We start from the raw sequence: 20,934 nt of genomic DNA, 5'->3' as shown, positions 1-20,934 counted from the left end.
ACCCCAGTGCCGTTGAGTCCCGGAGTCGTATCCCGGCTCCGGGGCTCTTCGGATGCCGTCATGCAGTCCACCTGGTGAGGGAAAGTTCCGTGCAGTTCCGCCAACAGGCCCTCGCCAAGCTCCAGTCGCCGGAGGAACTCGACCTTCCGGTGCGCCTCGCCCGCCCGCAGGGCTGGCTCGTGCTGTCCGTGACGGTGGTCGCGATGGCCGCCGCGTCCGTGTGGGCCGTGACGGGCTCGGTGACCTCCACCGTGAGCGCGCCCGCCATCCTCACGCACGGCGAGGGCAGTTACATCCTGCAGAGCCCCGTCGCGGGCCAGGTGACCGCGATCCTCGCCGAGGAAGGAGAGCGGCTGCCCGCGAACTCCCCCGTCCTCAAGCTCCGTACCGCCGAGGGCGAGACGGTGGTCCGCACCATCGCCGCGGGCCGTCTCACCGCACTGGCCGCGACGATCGGCCAGATCATCTCCACCGGCGCGAACGTCGCCGCCGTGGAGAAGGTCGCCGACGCCGACGACCCGCTGTACGCCACGGTGTACGTCCCGGCGGAGAACGCCAGCTCGATCCCCGCGAACGCGGCCGTGGACCTGACCGTGCAGACGGTCCCCACCCAGGAGTACGGCGTCCTGCGCGGCCATGTGAAGTCGGTGGACCGCTCTCCCCAGTCCGCGCAGCAGATCGCCGCGTTCCTCGGCGACAGCCAGCTGGGCGAGCAGTTCACGAAGGACGGCCGCCCGGTCGCGGTGCTGGTCCGCCTGGACAAGTCGTCCGGCACGAAGAGCGGCTACACGTGGTCGTCGGCGGACGGGCCGCCGTACGCCCTCACCTCCATGACCATGGCCACGGGCTCGATCCGGCTGGCCGATCAGCGTCCCGTCGATTGGCTGCTGCCGTGACCACCGCCCAGGAGACCCGGGGCAGACGCCGCGCCGCCCCGCCCAAGCGTCAGATCCCCAAGAGCCGCGGCAAGGCCGTGCGCACCCCCACCGTCCTGCAGATGGAGGCCGTGGAGTGCGGCGCCGCCTCCCTCGCGATGGTGCTCGGCCACTACGGCAAGCACGTCCCGCTGGAGGAGCTGCGCATCGCCTGCGGTGTCTCCCGGGACGGCTCGCGCGCCAGCAACCTGCTGAAGGCGGCCCGTAGTTACGGCCTGACGGCCAAGGGCATGCAGATGGACCTGGCCGCCCTCGCCGAGGTGAAGGCGCCGGCCGTCCTGTTCTGGGAGTTCAACCACTACGTCGTCTTCGACGGCATGGGGCGTCGCTTCGGCCGCCGCGGGGTGTTCATCAACGACCCCGGCAAGGGCCGCCGTTTCGTCCCGATGGAGGAGTTCGACGGCAGCTTCACCGGCGTCGTCCTCACGATGGAGCCGGGCGACGACTTCACGCGGGGCGGGCGCAAGCCCGGCGTGTGGGGCGCGATGCCCGCCCGGCTGCGCGGCACCGCCGGCACGATGCCCGCCGCCGTCCTGGCGAGTCTGCTGCTGGTCCTGGTCGGCGCGGCCGTACCCGCGCTCAGCCGGACCTACATCGACATGTTCCTGATCGGCGGCCAGACGTCCCTGCTGGACGTGCTGTTCGCGTCCATGGGCGCCTGTGTGCTGCTCACCCTGATCCTCACCTGGCTGCAACAGGCCAACCTGCACCACGGGCGCATCATCTCCTCGACCCTGTCCAGCGCCCGCTTCCTGCGCCATCTGCTGCGGCTGCCGGTCACCTTCTTCTCCCAGCGCAGCCCCGCCGACCTGGTGCAACGCCTCCAGTCGAACGACGCCGTGGCCGAGACACTCGCCCGCGACCTCGCGGCGGCGGGCGTGGACGCGGTGGTCGTGGTGCTGTACGCCGTCCTCCTGTACACCTACGACCCGCAGCTGACGTTCGTCGGCATCGGCGTGGCCCTGCTGAACATCGTCGCCATGCGGGTCGTCATCCGGCTGCGGGCGACCCGTACGGCGAAGCTGCGCGCGGACAACGCCCGGCTCACCAACACGGCGTACACCGGGCTCCAGCTGATCGAGACCATGAAGGCGACCGGCGGCGAGGACGGCTACTACCGCAAGTGGGCCGGACAGCACGCCACGACGCTGGAGGAGCAGCAGCGGCTCGGCGTGCCGAGCGCCTGGCTGGGCGTGGTCGCGCCGACCCTTGCGATGCTGAACAGCGCACTGATCCTGTGGATCGGCGGCATGCGCGCGATCGAAGGCCATATCTCGGTGGGTCTGCTGGTCGCCTTCCAGGCGCTGGTGACCCGCTTCACGGCGCCGCTGACCCGGCTCAACGGCGTCGCCGGGCGCATCCAGGACTTCGCGGCCGACGTGGCCCGCCTGAAAGACGTCGAGAACTTCCGCACGGACCCGCTGTACGACCGTGCGGGCGGCGACTCCACCCGCCGGCTGCACGGTCACGTGGAGCTGGAGAACATCACCTTCGGCTACAGCCCGCTGGACAAGCCCCTGCTCACCGGCTTCGACCTGACGGTCGGACCGGGGCAGCAGGTCGCGCTCGTCGGGGGCTCCGGCAGCGGCAAGTCGACCGTCTCCCGACTGATCTCGGGCCTGTACACGCCCTGGGAGGGCGTGATCCGTATCGACGGGCAGCGTCTGGAGGACATCCCGCGCGGCTCGCTCGCGGCCTCCGTCTCCTTCGTCGACCAGGACGTGTTCCTCTTCGAGGGAACGGTGCGCGACAACGTGGCGCTGTGGGACCCGTCGATCCCGGACGAGGCCGTGGTGGAGGCGCTGCGGGACGCGGCACTGTACGACGTCGTCATGCGCCGGCCCGGTGGCATCCACAGCAGGGTCGAGCAGGACGGCCGCAACTTCTCCGGCGGGCAGCGCCAGCGCCTGGAGATCGCCCGGGCGTTGGTGCGCCGGCCCAGCATCCTCGTGCTCGACGAGGTGACCAGTGCGCTCGACGCCGAGACCGAGCTGGTCGTCATGGACAACCTGCGCCGGCGCGGCTGCGCGTGTGTGGTCATCGCACACCGGCTCAGCACGGTGCGGGACAGCGACGAGATCGTCGTACTCCAGCACGGCACGATCGTGGAGCGCGGGCGGCACGACGAGCTGGTGGCGCGCGGCGGGGCGTACGCGGCGCTGGTCAGGGAGCGGTGAGATGACGTCCGTGCACGAAGACGACTACGTCCTCGGGGCGCTCGGCTCGCTGGGCACACCGATCGACTGTGCCGGGCTGGGCCGCCTGGACCTCGAGGGTCCGCAGGTGCTGTGGCTGGTCGCGGCGGGTGCCCTCGACCTGTTCGCGGTCGACGCCGCGCAGCAGGGCCACTGGCACCACCTCGGCCGGCTGGAGGCGGGCTCGCTGCTGCTCGGCCCGGTCGCGGGACCGCAGCACACGCTGATCGCCCGCCCCGTGCGGGACTGCGTCGTGCACCGCATCGGGCTGCGCGAGCTGTACCAGCCCGCCGTCACCCAGACCTGGTCGTACGACGAGTACGGCAACCCCCAGTACGTACCGCCCACGTCGAGCCCGCTGGAGTACGCCCTCGCCCTGGGCGTCGGCCGCGGCCTGTCCATCCTCTTCCAGGCGCCGACCGCCGGTGAGCGCGCCGCGGAGATGACCGACGACGACGTCTTCTGGATGCAGGTGCCGCCCGGCAGCGTGCAGTACGGCTCCCTGTACGGGGCGGAGGCGGCGGCCGACCTGCTGATGGACCCGGCGGTCTGGCAGAGCATGGTCGACCAGCAGTACCGCCTGCTGACCACGCTGGACCGCTGGATCGAACAGCTGGAGCGCACCCACGAGACACGCACGGCCGCCGGTATCAAGGCCGGTGAGCAGGTACGTGCCCAGGCCGACCGGACCCTGCTCGCCTCGATCGGCAAGTCGTCGGGCAAGCGCACGACGGCCGCCGACGCGGACGCCACGTACGCGGCCTGCAAGCTGGTCGCGGGCGCGGCCGGCATCGTCCTCGCCGACCCCGGGCACAGCGGCACCGAGAGCGACCGTCTCGACCCGGTCGAGCGGATCGCCCTCGCCTCACGCGTGCGCACCCGCGCGGTACGGCTGGACGGCAACTGGTGGCGTGACAACGTCGGCCCGCTGGTGGGCCACCGCGCCCTGTCCGGGGCGCCGGTCGCGCTGCTGTGGCGGCGTGGCGGCTATGTGGCGGTGCATCCGGCGACCGGGCGCGAGACGCCGGTCGAGAAGGCCAACGCGGCGGAGTTCGATCCGCGCGCGGTGATGTTCTACCGGCCGCTTCCCGAACGCCCGCTGGGCCCGCTGGGCCTGCTGCGCTTCTGCCTGCGGGGCACGCGCGGCGACGTGACCGGGCTGCTGCTCAGCGGGCTGGTGACGGTCGCGATCGGCGCGCTGGTGCCGATCGCCACGGGCAAGGTGCTCGGCGAGTTCGTGCCGAAGGCGCAGGCCGGGCTCATCGCGCAGGTGTGCCTGGCGGTGATGGTCAGCAGTGTCGTCGCGGCGGCCTTCATGCTGCTGCAGAACATGACCATCCTGCGCCTGGAGGGCCGGATCGAGGCCACGCTCCAACCGGCCGTGTGGGACCGGCTGTTGCGGCTGCCGACGAAGTTCTTCACCGGGCGTTCCACCGGCGAGCTGGCCAGTGCCGCCATGGGCATCAGCGCGATCCGCCGACTGCTCGCTGGCGTCGGGCCCACGGTCGCCCAGTCGGTCACCGTCGGCGCGATGAACCTGGGGCTGCTGCTCTGGTTCAGCGTCCCGATGGCGCTGGCCGCGATCGGCATGCTGGTCGTCATCGCCACCGTCTTCCTCGGCCTCGGGCTGTGGCAGGTGCGCTGGCAACGACGCCTGACGGTGCTCACCAACAAGCTGAACAACCAGGCGTTCCAGACCCTGCGGGGCCTGCCCAAGCTGCGGGTCGCGGCCGCCGAGAACTACGCCTACGCCGCCTGGGCGAGCGAGTTCGCCCGCAGCCGGGAGCTGCAGCAGCGCCTCGGCCGGATCAAGAACCTCACCACGGTGCTCGGCGCGATCTATCTTCCGCTGTGCTCACTGCTGATGTTCATGCTGCTCGCGGGCCCGGCGCGGGGCGCGATGTCCGCCGCCGACTTCCTCGCCTTCAACACCTCGGTGACCATGCTGCTCACCTCGGTCACCCAGATCACCGGCGCGTTCGTGTCGTTGGTCGCCGCGCTGCCGCTGTACGAGCAGATCAAGCCGGTGCTGCAGGCGACGCCGGAGGTGCGCACGGCCAGCACCCGGCCCGGTCCGCTCACCGGGGCCGTGGAGGCGCGGCGGCTGTCCTTCCGGTACTCCGACGACGGCCCGCTGGTCCTGGACGACGTGTCCTTCGAGGTGCGGCCCGGCGAGTTCGTGGCGGTCGTCGGCCCCAGCGGCTGCGGCAAGTCGACGCTGCTGCGCCTGCTCATCGGTTTCGACAAGCCGGTCTCCGGCAGTGTCCTCTACGACGGCCAGGACCTGGCGGCGCTCGACCAGTCGGCCGTACGGCGGCAGTGCGGGGTGGTGCTCCAGCACGCGCAGCCGTTCACCGGCTCGATCCTGGACGTCATCTGCGGCACCGAGCCGTACACGCCGGAGGAGGCCATGGCGGCGGCCGAAATGGCGGGGCTCGCCGAGGACATCAAGCGCATGCCGATGGGCCTGCACACGATCGTCGCGGGCAACGGGGCGATCTCCGGCGGCCAGCGGCAGCGGTTGATGATCGCGCAGGCGCTGATCCGCCGGCCGCGCATCCTCTTCTTCGACGAGGCGACCAGCGCCCTGGACAACGAGACCCAGCGCAAGGTCATCGAGAGCACCAAGGCCCTCAACGCCACCCGGATCGTCATCGCCCACCGTCTGTCGACGGTGCTGGACGCCGACCGCGTCATCGTGATGGAGGACGGCAAGGTCGCCCAGCAGGGCCCGCCGGCACAACTGCTCGCGGACACCGGCGGCCGGCTCCACGAGCTGGTGCGGCGCCAGTTGGCGTGACCGGCCGGGGCGGCGGCTCCTCCCGTCGCATCGGTGCACTTCGGGGGCGCGCAGGCAGCGGACTCCGTTGTTCCGGGCCGTAATCGGGTACCCGCCAGTCCATGCGACTCAGCGTGGTGGATGTGGGATCGAACACGGTCCGGCTGGTTGTGGCGGATGCGGAGGGCGGGGTGCCGCTGCCCGTCCACACCGCCAAATGGCGCCTGCGGCTGTCCGAGCAGGTCGAGCCCGGGGGCGCGGTCCCCGAGGAGTCCGTCGTACGGCTCGTCGACGCGGTGGCCGAGGCTAGCCGGACCGCGACGCGGTGGGGCGCTGCGGCCCCGCTGGCCTTCGCGACCGCCGTGGTCCGCAACGCCCCGAACCGCCTGGAGGTGCTGCGCCGCGTCCGGGCGCGGACGGGAGTGGAGCTGTGCACCCTGCCGGGGGAGGTGGAGGCCGAGCTGACGTTCCTTGCGGCGCGGCGCTGGATGGGGTGGCGGTCGGGGCCGCTCGCGCTGCTGGACATCGGCGGTGGCTCGCTCGAAGCGGCGTTCGGCCGTGGGCGTCTGCCCGACTATGTGGCGTCGCTTCCGCTCGGCGCGGGACGGCTGACCCACGAGTTCCTCGCGGGGCAGGATCCGCCGACGCCGGAGCAGGTCCGGGCGTTGCGCCGCAAGGTCCGCCATCAACTGCGGGACGTCGCGGCGCGGATCCGCTGGGAGGGACCGCACACCGCGGTGGCCACCTCCCGGACGTTCCAGCAGCTGGGCCGGCTGTGCGGTGCGGCGCCGGGGCGGCACGGCCCCTTCACGGACCGCCGGATGCACCGCACGGACCTGCGGGCGGCGGTGGTCCGGCTGGCGTCGCTGTCCGCCGAGGAGCGGGCACTGCTCCCCGGCATTTCCGCGCCGCGTGCCGAACAGAGCCTGGCCGGCGCGGTGGTCGGGCACACGGCGATGAAACTGTCCGGGCTCAAGACGGTCACCATCTGCCCGTGGGCGATCCGTGAGGGCGTGCTGCTGCGCCACATCGAGGACGGCTCGGCCTGGTGGGCCGAGGTCTGCCGGCTCAGCGAGGAGCCCCCTGCCCCGGACCCGGTGCCGCTGCGCGTCGCGTCCGCCGCGCCCTGAAACGGCCTTGAAGGAGGAATCACGCCGTGTCCGAGGATGCCAAGCAGCCCGAGGAGAAGCCGGACGCCGAGCAGCCCGAGGAGGAGCCCGAGAACGCGATCGAGGAGATCCTGCGCGAGGTCCAGGACGCCGAGCACCGCACCCGCGACTCGGCGGAGCAGCGCCGCCACCGGGGTGAGGCCGGGGAGGCCATCACCCCCAACACCGAAGCTCAGGAGGAGTCCCAGGGGGAATGACCGACTGGGGGCCCGGGCGCGGCCTGGACCCTCGGCCGTCGGCTCCCCGGCCGACACCATGGGCCGAGCGCCCGCCCCCTACCCGGGCGAGCGCCTCCGTGTTGGAGGGTTCCGGCGACTGCTTGAGCGTGCAATTGACCACGAGTGCCTTCATGTGCGCCCGGAGTACCCGCAACGGCCGGCTCCACTCGGAGGGGACACCGCGTGCCGCTCGGGTACTCGGCCCGCATGAAGCAGCGCGAAGGGCCACCTCTCCCGTCCCCCCGGGGCCCGGTCTCCGCCGCTGTCGGCGCGTACCTCCGGCGGACGGGTCCGCTGCCGCACGACGAGGACGTCGCGACCGCGGCCGCGTACGGCGACGACCTCCAGCTCGCCCTCCACCTCTGCTACGAACTGCACTACCGGGGCTTCGAGGGCGTACCCGCGGACCGTGAATGGGATCCCGACCTGCTGCGCACCCGCGCGGCGCTGGAGCACCGCTTCCTGTCCGCACTGCGCGCCGACACCCCCACGAACGACACGGTCGAGGAGGCACTCGCGGAGCTCCTCGTCGAACCGGTCGGCGGCACGGGCGTGACCCACTACCTGCGCGACGAGGGCGAGCTGTGGCAGCTGCGCGAGTACGCGGCCCAGCGCTCCGTGTACCACCTCAAGGAGGCCGACCCGCACGCCTGGGTGCTGCCCCGGCTGTGGGGCCGGGCCAAGGCGGCGATGGCGGCGGTGGAGTTCGACGAGTACGGCGGCGGCCGCCCCGACCGGGTGCATGCCCGTCTCTTCGCCGACCTGATGACGGACCTGGGACTGGACCCGTCGTACGGACACTACGTCGACGCGGCGTCGGCTCAGGCACTCGGCACGGTCAACCTGATGTCCCTCTTCGGCCTGCACCGGGCCCTGCGGGGCGCGCTGGTCGGCCACTTCGCCGCGGTGGAGGTCACCTCGTCGCCCGGTTCCCGGCGGCTCGCCGAGGCGATGCGCCGCACCGGGGCCGGACCGGCCGCCGAGCACTTCTACGACGAGCACGTCGAGGCCGACGCGGTCCACGAGCAGGTCGTACGGCACGACGTCATCGGCGGCCTGCTGGCCGAGGAGCCGCACCTCGCGCCCGACGTCGCTTTCGGTGTCGACGCGACCGGACATGTGGAGGACCGGCTCGCCGCCCATCTGCTCACCGAATGGCGTGCCGGACGGTCGTCGCTGCGCACGCCCCTACCGCCTTCCGATACCTCCCATATTTCCTGAATGCCGGGGTACCTGGGCGCCGTGAAGCCTCTGGTGCCACCCGGTGTCTACACCCCTCAGGAGGACACCGCCCTGCTGGCCGACGCCCTCTCCGAAGAGCCGCTCCCGCCGGGTGCGGACGTCCTCGACGTGGGCACCGGCACCGGGGCGCTGGCCCTTCAGGCCGCGCGGCGGGGCAACCGGGTGACGGCCGTGGACGTGTCGTGGCGGGCGGTGTGGGCGGCGCGGGTCAACGCCTGGCTGGCCGGGCTGCCGGTCCGGGTCCGGCACGGGAACCTCTTCGCCCCCGTGCGCGGCCTGCGGTTCGACCTGATTCTGGCCAACCCGCCGTATGTTCCCGCACCCCCTGGGAGCCCGCAGCCGCGCGGTACGGCGCGGGCCTGGGACGCCGGCCGCGACGGCCGGCTCGTCCTGGACCGGATCTGCCGGGAGGCGCCTGCCCTGCTGCGCCCGGGAGGAGTCCTGCTGGTCGTCCACTCGGCGCTCAGCGATCCGGACCGCACACTGCAACGGCTGCGCGCGTCCGGCCTGAAGGCCACGGTGACCCGGCGGTGCCGGATCGCCTTCGGCCCGGTACTGCGCGAACGGGAGCGCTGGCTGCGGGAACGGGGACTGCTGTCCGCCGCCGAGAACAAGGAAGAGCTGGTGGTCGTCCGTGCCGAACTCCCCCTCTGACACGCCGCGCCGGATCAGGGTCCAGCGCCAGGGCCCCGTCCTGGTCGAGGGCCCGGTGGAAGTGGAGCTGGAGGACGGGACCACCGTCACCTCCGACCGCTTCCGTGTCGCCCTGTGCACCTGCCGCCGCAGCCGCCGCTACCCCTGGTGCGACACCAGCCACCGCGACCGGACCCAGGGTCCGTCCGGGGAGTGATCCCCGGGGGCGGCGGGCGGCCCCACTCCGCCCGCCGACCCCTGGGGCGAGACCGCAGGGGCCCCGCGACGTCGGCCCGCACTCCCCAACTGCGAGCCGCTCACGGCATGCACGGGGACCGTGCGATCCCGGTCCCTCAGAACGCGAAGACGCTCGTCCCGTACGAGTTCTTCACGCACTCGTTGGCGAAGGTGCGCTCATAGGAGACGTACTCGCCCTGCCAGACGCCGCTCACCCGGATGACCACGGGGTCGTACTCCCGGGTGCACCACACGCCCGTTCTGGTTTCCAGGGCGTCGAAGTCCCCGTCCGCGCCCCGCAGTTCGACGCAGGCCCCGACGGCGTTCGGGTGCGTGCCGGACGGCTTCGGGGCGCAGCTCAGCGTCACCGCGCGCTCCGGGGTGACGGTGGCCGCGGTCTCGCCGTGGGCGACGGTGAACACCAGGGCCGACGGGGCGTAGAGCGTGGCCGGGGCGGTGGGCGGCGTGGCGTGCGCGGCTCCGGTCAGGGGTCCGCAGACGGCGGCGGCCGTGAGGCCGAGGGTTGCTGCCCAGCGCGCGGGGTTCCGCATTGTGTGCATCCTTCCGCTCGATTCGATGAGGTGCCGGACCCGGGCTCGGTCGGTGCCGGATCGGCGAGCGCGAGTCTGCCGAGTCCGCCGCCGAAACTCACCTCGACCCCATGGATTTCAGTAACCTTGCGTATTGAATCAGTGGCGTGAAGTCACGGAAGTCGAAACGTTCCAATCGCCGATCCGGGCGGTTCGTGATCGTCCGGGACGGCCGGGTGGCCGGATTACCCAGGCTGTTTAATCGGCCTGAAACATTCCGATTGAGCTCTCGGCGGACTCCGTCCCGACCCCTTGTGTTCATGCTGCGACGGAGTAATCGTCATTACATGATTACGACAGAGCAGCAACAGAAACTGCGCGGCTGGTTCGCCGGCCGACTGCCCGACGACCTCTTCGAGGAAGTGACCGAGGTGACGGTCGACCGCGAGGAGATCACCGTGATCGGCCGCATCCCCGAACCCCGGCTCGCCGACGACGCCTCGGCCGCCGAGCGGGACGCGGCCGTACAGGGCCGGATCGAGGAGTTCCGGGAACGCACCCGGGAGGACCGGATGGCGGTGGCCCGCGAGGCCGAGCACCGGTTCGGCCGGAAGGTGTCGTGGGGTGTGGAGTGCAGCGGGCGGCGCGCGCTGTTCACACATGTGGCAGCCCCCGTCATGACCCGGTTGCGGCAGCCCGAACGCCAGGTGCTCGACACCCTGATCGCGGGCGGCGTCGCCCGCAGCCGCAGTGACGCCCTCGCCTGGTGCGTGCGTCTGGTCCAGCGGCACGCCGACGACTGGCTGGCCGAACTGCGGGACTCCCTCGAACACGTCCAACGCGTACGGGCGCAGGGACCGGACGCGGAGACCCCGGTGGACACGGAGGACGCCACCACGAACGACGAATGACCGCCCGCGATGGCCGAATCATCCATGACGGACACGAAAGATGGATGAACCGTCCTCTGGTTCGGGACGCCCCCGGCGCCGTACCGTCGGCGAACCCACCGAGGACGGCATCCGCCCACGTCGCACACCCCGCGGCACCGACGGCCGTTCCCCCGACCGCGCCACCCGCGCTCCACCGCCGCCGCTTCGCTGGAGCCCTCGTGTCCCCCGTACCTGATCCCGCAGCAGTGCCCCCTCCCCCGCCGCTCACCGAGGTCGAGAGCCACGGCGTCGACCGCATCCCCGACGCGGAACGCACCGCGACCCCGTTCGACCTGTTCCGGCTCGCCTTCGGTGGCGCGAACACGTTCTCCACCTGTGTGCTCGGCGCCTTCCCGATCCTGTTCGGCCTCTCCTTCCGGCAGGGCCTCGCGGCGACGCTCCTCGGGGTCGTCGCGGGCGCGCTGATCCTGTGCCCGATGGCGGTGTTCGGGCCGGTCAACGGCACCAACAACGCCGTCTCCTCGTCCGCCCACCTCGGCGTGCACGGCCGTGTGGTCGGCTCCTTCCTCTCCCTGCTGACCGCGGTCGCGTTCTTCTCCATCTCGGTGTGGAGCTCCGGCGACGCCCTGGTCGGCGGCGCCCACCGGCTGTTCGGCCTGCACCGCGGCAACGTGTCCTACGCACTGGCGTACGCCCTGTTCGCCGGGCTGGTGCTGATCGTGTGCGTGTACGGCTTCCGGTTCATGCTGTTCGTCAACAAGATCGCCGTGACCTCGGCGAGCGCGCTGTTCCTGCTCGGCGCGATCGCCTTCGCCGGTGACTTCGACCCGTCGTACGCGGGCGTCTTCACCGACCGGGCGGACGAGGCGACGCAGTCGCTGTTCTGGCCGTCGTTCATCGGCGCGGCCCTGATCGTGCTGTCGAACCCGGTGTCGTTCGGGGCGTTCCTCGGCGACTGGTCGCGCTACATCCCGGCGAGCACCCCGCGCCGCAAGGTGGTCGGTGCGGCGTTCCTGTCGCAGATCGCCACGCTGCTGCCGTTCCTCTTCGGCCTGGCGACCGCGAGCATCATCGCGAACAAGGCCCCGGAGTACGTCGATCCGGCCGCCCCCGACTTCGTGGGCGGGCTGCTGGCGATCTCCCCCTCGTGGTTCTTCCTGCCGGTGTGTCTGCTCGCGCTGATCGGCGGCCTGTCGACCGGCACGACGGCGCTGTACGGCACCGGCCTCGACTTCTCCTCGGTGTTCCCTCGGCTGTCCCGGGTGCAGGCCACCGTGCTGATCGGCGTGCTGTCGATCACGTTCATCTTCGTCGGCCGGTTCGGGCTGGACATCGTGCAGTCCATCTCCACCTTCGCCACGATGATCATCACCTGCACCACCCCGTGGATGGTCGTGATGATCCTCGGCTACTACACCCGCCGCGGCTGGTACGACCCGGAGGCGCTCCAGGTGTTCAACCGTCGCCAGCGGGGCGGCCGTTACTGGTTCGCGCACGGCTGGAACTGGCGCGGTACGACCGCCTGGTGGGTGTCCGCCGTCGTCGGTGTGCTGTTCACCAACATCCCCGGCCAGTTCGTGGGCCCGCTCGGCGAGTTGGCGAACGGCGTCGACATCGGCCTGCCGCTGTCGCTGGCCGTGGCCGCGGTGCTGTTCCTGACGCTGCTGCGGCTGTTCCCCGAGCCCCGCGCGGTGTACGGGCCCGAGGGCGCACGGCTGGCGCGGACGGTGGACGTGCCGGTGCCGCCGATCACCGGGCCGGGTGCACCGGGAAACGAAGCGTCGTTGTCAGACCCCTCGACTACGTTGCGGGCATGACTCATTTCGTGCTGGTGGCAGGAACGTGGCTCGGGGCGTGGGCGTGGGACGAGGTGGCGGCCGAACTGCGCGAAGCCGGGCACGACGTGCATGCGCTCACGCTGTCGGGCCTCGCCGAGAAGCAGGGCATGGCGGCCGGGCAGCAGACCCATGTCCAGGACATCGTCGACGAGGTCGAGCACCTCGACCTGCGGAACGTCGTGCTGGTCGGACACAGCTACTCGGGCGTCCCGGTGGGGCAAGCCGCCGAGCGGATCGGCGACCGGCTGGCCCGTGTGGTGTTCGTCGACTCCATGGTCCCGGTCGACGGGGAGTCCGCTCTGTCGGGCTGGCCGAGCGATGACGTACGGCAGTCGATCGCCGACAACGACGGCTTCTGGATGCCCCTCGACACCGACGACTATGTGGGGCAGGGACTGACGGGCGAGCAGATCGCCCGGATCGTGAGCGGCTCGACACCGCACCCGGGCGCCACAGCGACCGAACCGGCCGTGCTGGCACGCCCGATCGCCGAGCTTCCGGCGACGTACATCAAGTGTCTGCTCGACGGCGAAGAGCCGATGGATGCGGTGGCCGAGGCCCTGAAGAGCGATCGGTGGGAGCTCGTACGGATGGACACCGGCCACTGGCCGATGTTCTCCCAGCCGCGCCAACTCGCCCGCATCCTGCACGAGTCGGCGACCAGACCCTGATCCTGCCGTCCTGCCTACCGGTCGGTATGGTCGGCGTACTGCGCGTTCTCAGCGACGAGAGGCGGGATGCACGACATGGCCAAGCATTGGGCTGACTTCCAGTACGAGATCTATCTCAACGGGATGACGGGAGCCGTACCGCGGCTGCCCACCGATCTGACACGGCTGGAGGAGCTCACCGAGCAGCGCCTCGGACCGGGCCCCGTGGGCTATGTGGCGGGCAGCGCCGGGGACGGCAGCACCGCCCGCGCCAACCGGGCGGCCCTGCACCGGCGCCGCATCGTGCCGCGGATGCTGCGGGACGTGCACGAGCGGGACCTGTCCGTCGAGGTGCTGGGCCGCCCGCTGCCCGCCCCGCTGGCACTGGCGCCGGTCGGCGTGCTGTCGATCATGCATCCGGACGCCGAGCCGGCCGCCGCCCGGGCCGCCGCCGCGCAGGGCGTGCCGTATGTGCTGTCCTCGGCGTCCAGCACCCCCATCGAGCAGGTCGCGGAGGCGATGGGTGACGCCGAGCGCTGGTTCCAGCTGTACTGGGCGAAGGACCGCGAGGTGACGCGGAGCTTCCTGAACCGGGCGAAGGCTGCCGGGTTCAGCGTGCTGGTCGTCACGCTGGACACCCCGCTGCTCGCGTGGCGGCCACGCGATCTCGACCAGGCGTATCTGCCGTTCCTGCACGGCGTGGGCACCGCCAACTACTTCTCCGACCCGGCCTTTCAGGCGGGATTGGCCAAGCCGGTCCACGAGGATCCGAACGCGGCGGTGATGCACTTCGTCGGCATGTTCGCGGACCCCGCCAAGACCTGGCCGGACCTGGCGTTCCTGCGGGAGAACTGGGACGGCCCGATCGTCCTCAAGGGCATCCTGCACCCGGACGACGCCCGGGCCGCCGTGGACGCCGGGATGGACGGCGTGGTGGTGTCCAACCACGGCGGACGCCAGGTGGCCGGTTCCGTCGCGGCGGCCGACGCGCTGCCCGGGGTCGTCGCGGCGGTCGGTGACCGGTTGACGGTGCTGTTCGACAGCGGGGTGCGCACCGGCGACGACATCTTCAAAGCACTCGCGCTCGGCGCACAGGCGGTCCTGGTGGGCCGGCCGTACGCGTACGGTCTCGCACTCGACGGCCGGGCGGGCGTGGAGCATGTGATCCGCTGTCTGCTCGCCGAACTCGATCTCACCCTCGCCCTGTCCGGGCACGCCACACCCGCCACCGTCGGACCCACCGACCTCGTCCTCGTCGAGGAGTCCGCCTGACCGCCACCGAAGAACGTCCTCGCAGCGGCGGGCGCCCGGCCGGAGCCGGGCTTTCACAGCTGATCGCCGGCACTGGGCGCGGCACGGTCGAGCAGGGCGCCCTGGCCGGTGCGGCGTCGACGTCTTCGACACCGCGGGCCGGGCGCCCCGGGACATCGTCCGCTAATGCCGCGGCATCAGGAACCGCCCGACAGTCCCACCGGTCGCGCGGACGGATCGGTCGTCTCCGCGACCGACAGGGACCCGGCGTCGGCCGGTTCGGGATCGGTCAGCCAGCGCTGGGCGGTGGAGCCGTCGCGGACCTTGACGACGATGTCGGCGCCCGGTTCACCGGCAGTGGAGGAGAGCGCGAGCTGCTCGTCCCAGCGGGGCAGCAACTCGCCGCGGACGGTGAGGTCGTAGCGCACGTCGTCGCCCCGCTCGCTCCTGGCGGCGGCACAGGTGCCGAGGATGACGACACCGGCGTCCGCGTGCGAGTCCAGGCACAGGTCGGGGTCCGCCACGCTGCGCAGCAGCCCGTCGTTCTCGTACGTCCACTGCTGGGTCAGGTCGGCCGAGCACACCGCCAGCTCGGTCCCGGTACCGGCCTCGGCCCCGTCCCGGAGGTCGAGGCACAGGTCGGCGGCGGCGTTGCGCAGCCTGGTCTGCTGAGGTGCGGTGGGGAGTTGGGCGGTGCCGGGTGGCGTGGCGGACACGGTGGGCGGAGCCTGAGCGCCGGTGCCGGGCGCGGAGTCGCGGTCGTCGTTGGCGCCGGCGGAGGCCGTGGTGTCGGCGCCGTCGTAGGACGACAGGCTCGTGGCGAGGACGGTGCCGAGCAGGGCGGCGGAGACGATGCCCACTCCGGTGCGCACGGCCCGCGAGGAGCGGCCCGCCATGGTCGGGATCGGAATGCGGTCCAGGATGCGATGGTGTGCCGTTCCTCTCCCCCGTCCGGAGTGCCGGGCGGCACGCCGACCGCGCGCACGCGGTCGGTGCGGGGTGCGGCCCGGTCGCGACTCGAGGTAGCGACGGGCGCCCCAGCCGAGCACCGCCTCGGCGAGCAGCACGTCCAACCCGGTCTCGAAATGGCTCAGTTGTTCGGCTGCGTCCCGGCAGTGGCGGCACTCGGCGAGATGCTGCTGGACATCCGGCAGCAGTGCCCTGCCACGGCGGATCGGGACGTCGAGGAGACGGTTGTAGAAACGGCAGTCCTTGCTCGGTGCGAGTTCCTGGTGGGCCCGTAGACAACCCTCGCGGAATTTGTCCCGGGCCAGCCCGAGGGTGGCCGACGCCGTGTCGGTGTCCATGCCGAGGAGTCCGGCGGGGAAGTCGAGCGGCTCCCCCTCGACCTCGGTGTGCCACAGCAGACACCGGGCGGGTCCGGGAAGGGCCTGGAATGCGCGCTCGGCCAGCTTGCGGTTTTCGGGCGTCATGGACTTGGCCGCCCGCATACCACGGCCTCCCGCGGGTTTCTGCAACTCCGGCAGCACACCGGATATTCGCTCTTCCGAGGCCCACCGCCGGACCGTGTCCCGCACGGTCACCAGAAGCAGCGGACGCAGCGCGACGCCTGGCTCGCCCAGCGTGAGACGGTCGAAGACCTGGTGGAAGGCGGCCGCGGTCACCATGGCGGCAACGTTCGCCGAGGAGGCGAGGCAGACGACCGCGTAGGAGTGGACCGACGGCCAGTGCCGGGCGATCAGCAGGGCGGTGGAATGGGCGACTTCGACATCCGACGCCCCTCTCAGCCGGGCGGCGAGGGACTCGTCGGATTCTCCGGGATCCCCGCCGGACGGCGGGTAAGGAGGCCGAGGGGGGTGGGGGGTGGGCACTGAGCGGATTCCTTTCCCACGCAGGTGGTACACGAGGGTTCTGACCGCCGAAAAGGAGCCCGGGTTGGTGCGTACCTTTTGGCGGGGTGCGGGGAGCGTGAATTCACCCTTGGCGCTTCGCACGACCGGTTCACCGAAGTGCGAATGTGCCCGGCCATTACTCCCCCCGCCGGACGGTTCACCCTTGCACATCGCACTCACGGCCAACAAGGCACTTGGGCAACATCAGCCACACTGAAATAAAGTCAGATTCAATGGTAACTCACGCCGCCGACCCGGCCATTCACCATTCCATGCGCCCCGTGTGAAACCGACGCACGCAACGGGAGGCCGCGCACGCTCCCGACGCCGCCGGCCGAGCAGTTGGATGGAACCGGCCTCTCTCGCCAGGCCCCCGCGCAGGACGGCGGCTCCCCTGCGCGAGGCGGCCGCCGGCCCTGTTCCTCCCGCCCTCGGCCGGCAGTCCCGAGGGCGGGAGGGGCGGCCGGGTCGGGCGCGTCAGATCTGCCAGGAGCGCAGCCGGTCAGCGGCGCCGTAGACATCGGTCCTGCCGTCGATCAGGTCCCGGGCCAGGTCCACCAGCGCCCCGTAGGGCGGGTCGATGCCGACGCCGCTGACGAACATGTACGCCATGGCCGTCGCGCAGGCGAAACGGGCGTTCGCCGACGGAAGGGGCTTGAGCAGGGCGAGGGTGTGCAGCAGTGCGGCGGCCCGCCAGGCGGGGTCGGAGTCCACGCCGAGGCGGGGCGGATCGACGCGGTGCCGGGCGACGGCGGCGACCAGTGCGGAGAAGTCGTTGATCGTCGGCTGGTCCGGCAGGACCTCCTCGTGCCGCTGGAGCAGCCAGGGCACGTCGATGTGCAGGACGGGTGCCATCGGTCAGGCGGCCCGTCCCTCGCCGCCGGCGGGCGGTTCGTCGTCGGGGAAGGCGGCCGCGAACTCGTCGGCGTGGGCCGCGAAGAACCGGCGGAAGGCCTCGGCACCCTCCTGCAGCGCCCGATGCCGGGCGATGTCGGCCGCGGCCGCCTCACGCACGAGGGCCTTCATCGACGTACCGCGCTCCTTGGCGATCTGTCGCAGGTCCTCCAGCTCACGATCACTGAACTCCACGTTGAGGGCTGGCATGACATCACGGTACCGCGCGGGTACTTACTCGTAAATATCCCCAGCTCAGCAGGGATCGGGGTAGGTACCGGACGGGCAGAGAGCGCTCAAAACCCTTGAGAGGTACGTCACATTCGGCAGCGTCGATGTCACATTCGGACCGCCCCGTACCTCCCAGTGGTGTACCGCGCCGCCCCGGGAGGCCCAGCCATGTCCGACCCCGCGCCCGAGACGCACGACGCGACCGATGTGTTCGTCGGCCATCGCGAGCTGCTCTTCGGCATCGTCTACACGATGCTGGGCAGCGTCGCCGACACCGACGACGTGCTTCAGGAGACCTGGCTGTCGTGGTCGGCCCGCACGGGGGCCGAGACCGCCGACCGCATCGCCAGTCCGCGCGCGTACCTGGTGCGCATCGCCGTCAACCACGCCCTGGCGCGGCGCGCCGCGCTCAGCCGCCGCCGGGAGACGTACGTCGGCCCGTGGCTGCCCGAGCCCCTGGTCGAGGATGCGGGAACGGCCGACGTCGACCCGGTCCTGCGCGAGGAGTCGGTGTCGCTGGCGATGCTGGTGGTCCTCGAGAGCCTGACCCCGCTGGAGCGCGCGGTGTTCGTGCTCAACGAGGTGTTCGGGTACGCCCACACCGAGATCGCGGAGATCATCGACCGCAGCCCGGCGGCGGTCCGGCAGCTGGCCCGCCGGGCGCGCGCCCATGTGCGGGCCCGGCGCCCGCGCTACCGGGCGCATCCGCGGGTGCGGCGGGAGGCGACCGAGCGCTTCGTGCGGGCCGCGCTCGGCGGGGACATCGCCGCACTGATGGAGGTCCTCGCCCCGGACGTGACGGTGTGGACGGACAGCGGCGGGAACCGCAGGGCCGGGCTGCGTCCCGTGCACGGCCGGGACAAGGCGGTCCGCCTGCTCACCGGCTACGCGGCCCGGCGCGGCACACAGGGGCTGGACCTGAGCTACCGCCGCGTCAACGGCGACGACGCGGCGGTGCTGTTCCAGGGGGACTCGCCCTACGCCGTGATGGTCATGGACCTCACTCCGGAGGGCGACCGGGTGTCGGACGTGTACATCGTGTCCAACCCCGACAAGCTCACGCACGTGCACCGGGACGACCAGGACATGTGAACCTCGGCGGTCATCCCTGGTCGGCCACGAAGGACGCCATGCGGGTCAGGGCGGAGTTCCAGTTGATCGTGTGCTCGTTCGTCGACCAGGACTGGATGTCGTCGATGTAGCAGAACTGGCCGACGCAGCCCTGGAGTCTGCTCTGTGCGTAGGGGTCCTGGATGCTCGAGTTCGGCCCGCCGGCGAGCGTGCCGGCCGGTGGGTTCGGCTGGTTCGGATCGAGTTGGTGGGCATACCAACGGGCGTGCTGGTTGTGGGAGTTGACCTCGCCGTAGCCGGTCACGTACGAGATGTTCAGGGCGTTGCGGCCGAAGAGGTAGTCCATGCTCTGCAGCGCGCCGTCACGGTACTTCGAGGCGCCCGTGATGTCGTACGCGGTGGCGATGACGACGGCGTTGTGCAGGATCTGGTGGTTGGAGCCCCAGTCGTAGAGGTTGCCCTCGGGGGCGTACGGCATTCCGTACGGGTGTGACTTCAGCGTGGCGAGGTAACGGTCCGCTGCCTTGACGACGGACTGGCGCACCTTGTCCCGGCCGGGCAGCCTGCTCGGCACGGTCGCCAGGTCCAGCCGGGCCGCTGCCGCGGTCCTGGCCCAGTCGTAACCGAGGGGGCCGAAGATGTCGGCCGTGTGGACCGGGGAGTCGAGGACGTGGTCCGCGAACTCCTTTTCCCCTGTGCTGAGATACAGCTCCGCCGCGGCCCAGTAGAACTCGTCGGTGACGTTGCTGTCGGCGTACGCACCGCCGCCGATGCCGTCGCTCTCGGAGGCGTACCGGTCGGGGTGGGCGAGCGCCGCCGACCAGGCCTTGCGCGCGGCGGCCAGGGTCTTCGCCGCGAACTCCCGGTCGTACGGCTGGTACAGGCGGGCCGCCTGCGCGGCCGTCGCCGCCAGGTTCAGGGTCGCCGCGGTGGACGGCGGGTGCAGTTCACGCTTCTGCGGGTCGTCGTGCGGCATCAGCGGCAGCCCCGTCCACTGCTCGTCGTGGATCTTGTGGTGCGCCATGCCGGCCAGCGGCTGCCCCGCGGGTACCTGCATCTTCAGCAGGAACTCCAGCTCCCAGCGGACCTCGTCCAGGAGGTCCGGCACCTTGTTGCCGCTCTCCGGGATGCCGAGCGTGCCGTCGCCCAGCTTCTCCGACTCCCCGGTACGGGCCAGCAGCTCGCGTTCGTACGTGCTCAGCAGCTCCCACACGGAGATGCCGCCGTTGACCACGTACTTGCCGTGGTCGCCCGCGTCGTACCAGCCGCCGGTGACGTCGAGCGTGTAGTCGCACACGCCCGGCTGGCAGGGCACGGCGCCGTCGCCCTGGTTGGGTGCGACGCCGACGTGTCCGGCGGGGCGGGCGTAGCCCGGGCGCAGGTCGTCGCGGATCGCGATGCCGCTGCGCTGCGTGTAGTAGTACTTCACGGCATCGAGGCGCAGCCGCTCGTAGGCGGCCGTACCGATGTCGAACGGGCGGCTCGCCTCGCCGTCGGCGACCAGCGTGAAGTCCTTGCCCTGCTTGCGGTGGGCGCCGAAGTCGATGGAGTGGACGTTCTGGGCGGAGGAGACGTCGGTGCCGCGGGGCACGGTCCAGCCCTGGGCGACCACGGTCCCGGACGCGTTCTTCAGCTGCCAGGGCAGCTTCTCGGTGGCCTCGGTGACCAGCGTGGCGTTCTTCGGCCCGGCCGGCAGATAGGCGACCTGGTTCACTCGCACCCGCGGCCCGGTGTCGGGCTCGTACACCTCGGGCGGTACACCGCCCAGCAGCGAGGCGTCGTCCATGCAGAAGCGCCACGCGTCCGCGCTGCCGCCGAGCTGGAAGGCGACCTGCCCCTGGGGCGTGTCGACGGGCGAGGTGAAGGTGTACGCGTACGAGTTCCCGGAGACGCTCAGCTCCGGCGTCACCTCGAAGTAGGTGTCGTACGGCGCCGCCGACAGGCCGACGACCGCCCGCACGACGTGCCCCTCGGGCGAGCCGTTCGCGGTGAAGGAGAAGCGGTACGACTCCCCCTTCACCAGGGCGATGTCGTTCTGGCCGACGGCGGCGTCCCAGCGGTTTGCGGTGCCGCCGGGCACGTCGGCGCAGAGCTGCCCGTCGGACAGGCCCGCGGTGACGTTGCTCGTCGTCCACCACGGCTCTGTGCCGGTGTCGAACGTGCCGTTCTTCAGCTGCTCGACCTCTTCGGCGCCGGCCGGTGCGGCCGGGAGTGCGGTGAGACCCGCCGCCAGCAGGGCCGTCAGGGACAACAGGGTGGTTCTGCGTCGTTTCACGTCTGGGCTCCTCGGGGGAGGTACGGGTGACGCTCGCCAT

General features: G+C 71.5%; 18 protein-coding genes. 13 read left to right on the top strand and 5 right to left on the bottom strand.

Going from position 1 to position 20,934, the window contains the following annotated elements:
- Positions 1–89 precede the first annotated feature (89 nt).
- The 8 genes from ACFV7R_RS26370 to ACFV7R_RS26335 all read left to right on the top strand — a co-directional run bounded on the left by ACFV7R_RS26370 (position 90) and on the right by ACFV7R_RS26335 (position 9,388).
- Complete coding sequence (locus ACFV7R_RS26370; RefSeq protein ID WP_224734512.1) at positions 90–896, top strand: HlyD family efflux transporter periplasmic adaptor subunit; 807 nt, start codon at positions 90–92, stop codon at positions 894–896.
- Positions 893–3,112: an NHLP family bacteriocin export ABC transporter peptidase/permease/ATPase subunit gene (locus ACFV7R_RS26365; protein ID WP_385267675.1), complete on the top strand. Its 2,220-nt coding sequence runs from the start codon at positions 893–895 to the stop codon at positions 3,110–3,112. The genes ACFV7R_RS26370 and ACFV7R_RS26365 overlap by 4 nt, the downstream gene beginning before the upstream one ends.
- A gap of 1 nt (position 3,113) precedes the next feature.
- Positions 3,114–5,930 carry an NHLP bacteriocin export ABC transporter permease/ATPase subunit gene (locus tag ACFV7R_RS26360; RefSeq protein ID WP_385267673.1) on the top strand — a complete coding sequence of 939 codons (2,817 nt, stop codon included), beginning with the start codon at positions 3,114–3,116 and terminating at the stop codon, positions 5,928–5,930.
- A 101-nt stretch (positions 5,931–6,031) separates the two neighbouring features.
- Positions 6,032–7,039 (top strand): Ppx/GppA family phosphatase, encoded by a 1,008-nt coding sequence (locus ACFV7R_RS26355; protein WP_385267671.1) that lies wholly within the window; start codon positions 6,032–6,034, stop codon positions 7,037–7,039.
- 26 nt (positions 7,040–7,065) lie between these two features.
- Complete coding sequence (locus tag ACFV7R_RS26350) at positions 7,066–7,275, top strand: hypothetical protein (protein ID WP_385267669.1); 210 nt, start codon at positions 7,066–7,068, stop codon at positions 7,273–7,275.
- Between the two features lie 228 nt (positions 7,276–7,503).
- Positions 7,504–8,517, top strand: coding sequence for an iron-containing redox enzyme family protein (locus tag ACFV7R_RS26345; protein ID WP_385267667.1), 1,014 nt, complete (start codon positions 7,504–7,506; stop codon positions 8,515–8,517).
- Entirely contained in the window at positions 8,518–9,192 is a 675-nt protein-coding gene (locus tag ACFV7R_RS26340; protein ID WP_385267665.1) for a HemK2/MTQ2 family protein methyltransferase, read from the top strand.
- Complete coding sequence (locus ACFV7R_RS26335; RefSeq protein WP_129803250.1) at positions 9,173–9,388, top strand: CDGSH iron-sulfur domain-containing protein; 216 nt, start codon at positions 9,173–9,175, stop codon at positions 9,386–9,388. The genes ACFV7R_RS26340 and ACFV7R_RS26335 overlap by 20 nt, the downstream gene beginning before the upstream one ends.
- 136 nt (positions 9,389–9,524) lie before the next feature.
- Here ACFV7R_RS26335 and ACFV7R_RS26330 read toward each other — a convergent pair whose 3' ends face one another.
- A complete protein-coding gene (locus ACFV7R_RS26330; protein ID WP_385267663.1) occupies positions 9,525–9,959 on the bottom strand; it encodes a subtilase-type protease inhibitor in 435 nt (144 codons plus the stop codon).
- Positions 9,960–10,285: 326 nt separating this feature from the next.
- Here ACFV7R_RS26330 and ACFV7R_RS26325 point away from each other — a divergent pair, with 326 nt between their 5' ends.
- From ACFV7R_RS26325 to ACFV7R_RS26310, 4 genes are all read left to right on the top strand, one after another.
- A complete protein-coding gene (locus tag ACFV7R_RS26325) occupies positions 10,286–10,849 on the top strand; it encodes a hypothetical protein (RefSeq protein ID WP_385267661.1) in 564 nt (187 codons plus the stop codon).
- Positions 10,850–11,049: 200 nt separating this feature from the next.
- Positions 11,050–12,648, top strand: coding sequence for a purine-cytosine permease family protein (locus tag ACFV7R_RS26320; protein ID WP_385267659.1), 1,599 nt, complete (start codon positions 11,050–11,052; stop codon positions 12,646–12,648).
- Positions 12,645–13,340, top strand: coding sequence for an alpha/beta fold hydrolase (locus tag ACFV7R_RS26315; RefSeq protein WP_385267657.1), 696 nt, complete (start codon positions 12,645–12,647; stop codon positions 13,338–13,340). Before ACFV7R_RS26320 ends, ACFV7R_RS26315 begins: the two co-directional genes overlap by 4 nt.
- A 75-nt stretch (positions 13,341–13,415) precedes the next feature.
- Positions 13,416–14,591, top strand: a complete 1,176-nt coding sequence (locus ACFV7R_RS26310) for a lactate 2-monooxygenase (RefSeq protein WP_385267655.1) — start codon at positions 13,416–13,418, stop codon at positions 14,589–14,591.
- A gap of 176 nt (positions 14,592–14,767) precedes the next feature.
- Here ACFV7R_RS26310 and ACFV7R_RS26305 read toward each other — a convergent pair whose 3' ends face one another.
- The 3 genes from ACFV7R_RS26305 to ACFV7R_RS26295 form a co-directional block, all read right to left on the bottom strand.
- A complete protein-coding gene (locus ACFV7R_RS26305) occupies positions 14,768–16,402 on the bottom strand; it encodes a ricin-type beta-trefoil lectin domain protein (RefSeq protein ID WP_385267653.1) in 1,635 nt (544 codons plus the stop codon).
- 498 nt (positions 16,403–16,900) lie between these two features.
- The gene (locus ACFV7R_RS26300; protein ID WP_129803776.1) at positions 16,901–17,278 is read right to left on the bottom strand and encodes a toxin Doc; all 378 of its coding nucleotides are present in this window, start codon (positions 17,276–17,278) and stop codon (positions 16,901–16,903) included.
- Positions 17,279–17,281: 3 nt separating this feature from the next.
- Positions 17,282–17,527 (bottom strand): hypothetical protein, encoded by a 246-nt coding sequence (locus tag ACFV7R_RS26295; protein ID WP_129803775.1) that lies wholly within the window; start codon positions 17,525–17,527, stop codon positions 17,282–17,284.
- A gap of 189 nt (positions 17,528–17,716) precedes the next feature.
- On the opposite strand from ACFV7R_RS26295, the gene sigJ reads away from it, so the two are divergent.
- The gene (sigJ, locus tag ACFV7R_RS26290) at positions 17,717–18,640 is read left to right on the top strand and encodes an RNA polymerase sigma factor SigJ (RefSeq protein WP_385267651.1); all 924 of its coding nucleotides are present in this window, start codon (positions 17,717–17,719) and stop codon (positions 18,638–18,640) included.
- Positions 18,641–18,650: 10 nt separating this feature from the next.
- Here the strand turns inward: sigJ and ACFV7R_RS26285 are convergent, their stop codons facing one another.
- Positions 18,651–20,894 (bottom strand): glycoside hydrolase family 9 protein, encoded by a 2,244-nt coding sequence (locus ACFV7R_RS26285; protein WP_385267649.1) that lies wholly within the window; start codon positions 20,892–20,894, stop codon positions 18,651–18,653.
- Between the last annotated feature and the right edge of the window lie 40 nt (positions 20,895–20,934).

It is taken from the genome of Streptomyces sp. NPDC059866, from assembly GCF_042731325.1.
Taxonomy (GTDB): Bacteria; Actinomycetota; Actinomycetes; order Streptomycetales; family Streptomycetaceae; genus Streptomyces; species Streptomyces flavusporus.
The sequence above is the reverse complement of the archived record's forward strand: the minus strand, read 5'-3'. Positions and strand labels throughout refer to the sequence as shown.

Coding starts and splice junctions, on each gene's coding strand:
- ACFV7R_RS26360 (WP_385267673.1), top strand. CDS start 3,114: ATGACGTCCGTGCACGAAGACGACTACGTCCTCGGGGCGCTCGGCTCG.
- ACFV7R_RS26355 (WP_385267671.1), top strand. CDS start 6,032: ATGCGACTCAGCGTGGTGGATGTGGGATCGAACACGGTCCGGCTGGTT.
- ACFV7R_RS26345 (WP_385267667.1), top strand. CDS start 7,504: ATGAAGCAGCGCGAAGGGCCACCTCTCCCGTCCCCCCGGGGCCCGGTC.
- ACFV7R_RS26340 (WP_385267665.1), top strand. CDS start 8,518: ATGCCGGGGTACCTGGGCGCCGTGAAGCCTCTGGTGCCACCCGGTGTC.
- ACFV7R_RS26330 (WP_385267663.1), bottom strand. CDS start 9,959: ATGCGGAACCCCGCGCGCTGGGCAGCAACCCTCGGCCTCACGGCCGCC.
- ACFV7R_RS26325 (WP_385267661.1), top strand. CDS start 10,286: ATGATTACGACAGAGCAGCAACAGAAACTGCGCGGCTGGTTCGCCGGC.
- ACFV7R_RS26315 (WP_385267657.1), top strand. CDS start 12,645: ATGACTCATTTCGTGCTGGTGGCAGGAACGTGGCTCGGGGCGTGGGCG.
- ACFV7R_RS26310 (WP_385267655.1), top strand. CDS start 13,416: ATGGCCAAGCATTGGGCTGACTTCCAGTACGAGATCTATCTCAACGGG.
- ACFV7R_RS26300 (WP_129803776.1), bottom strand. CDS start 17,278: ATGGCACCCGTCCTGCACATCGACGTGCCCTGGCTGCTCCAGCGGCAC.
- ACFV7R_RS26295 (WP_129803775.1), bottom strand. CDS start 17,527: ATGCCAGCCCTCAACGTGGAGTTCAGTGATCGTGAGCTGGAGGACCTG.
- sigJ (WP_385267651.1), top strand. CDS start 17,717: ATGTCCGACCCCGCGCCCGAGACGCACGACGCGACCGATGTGTTCGTC.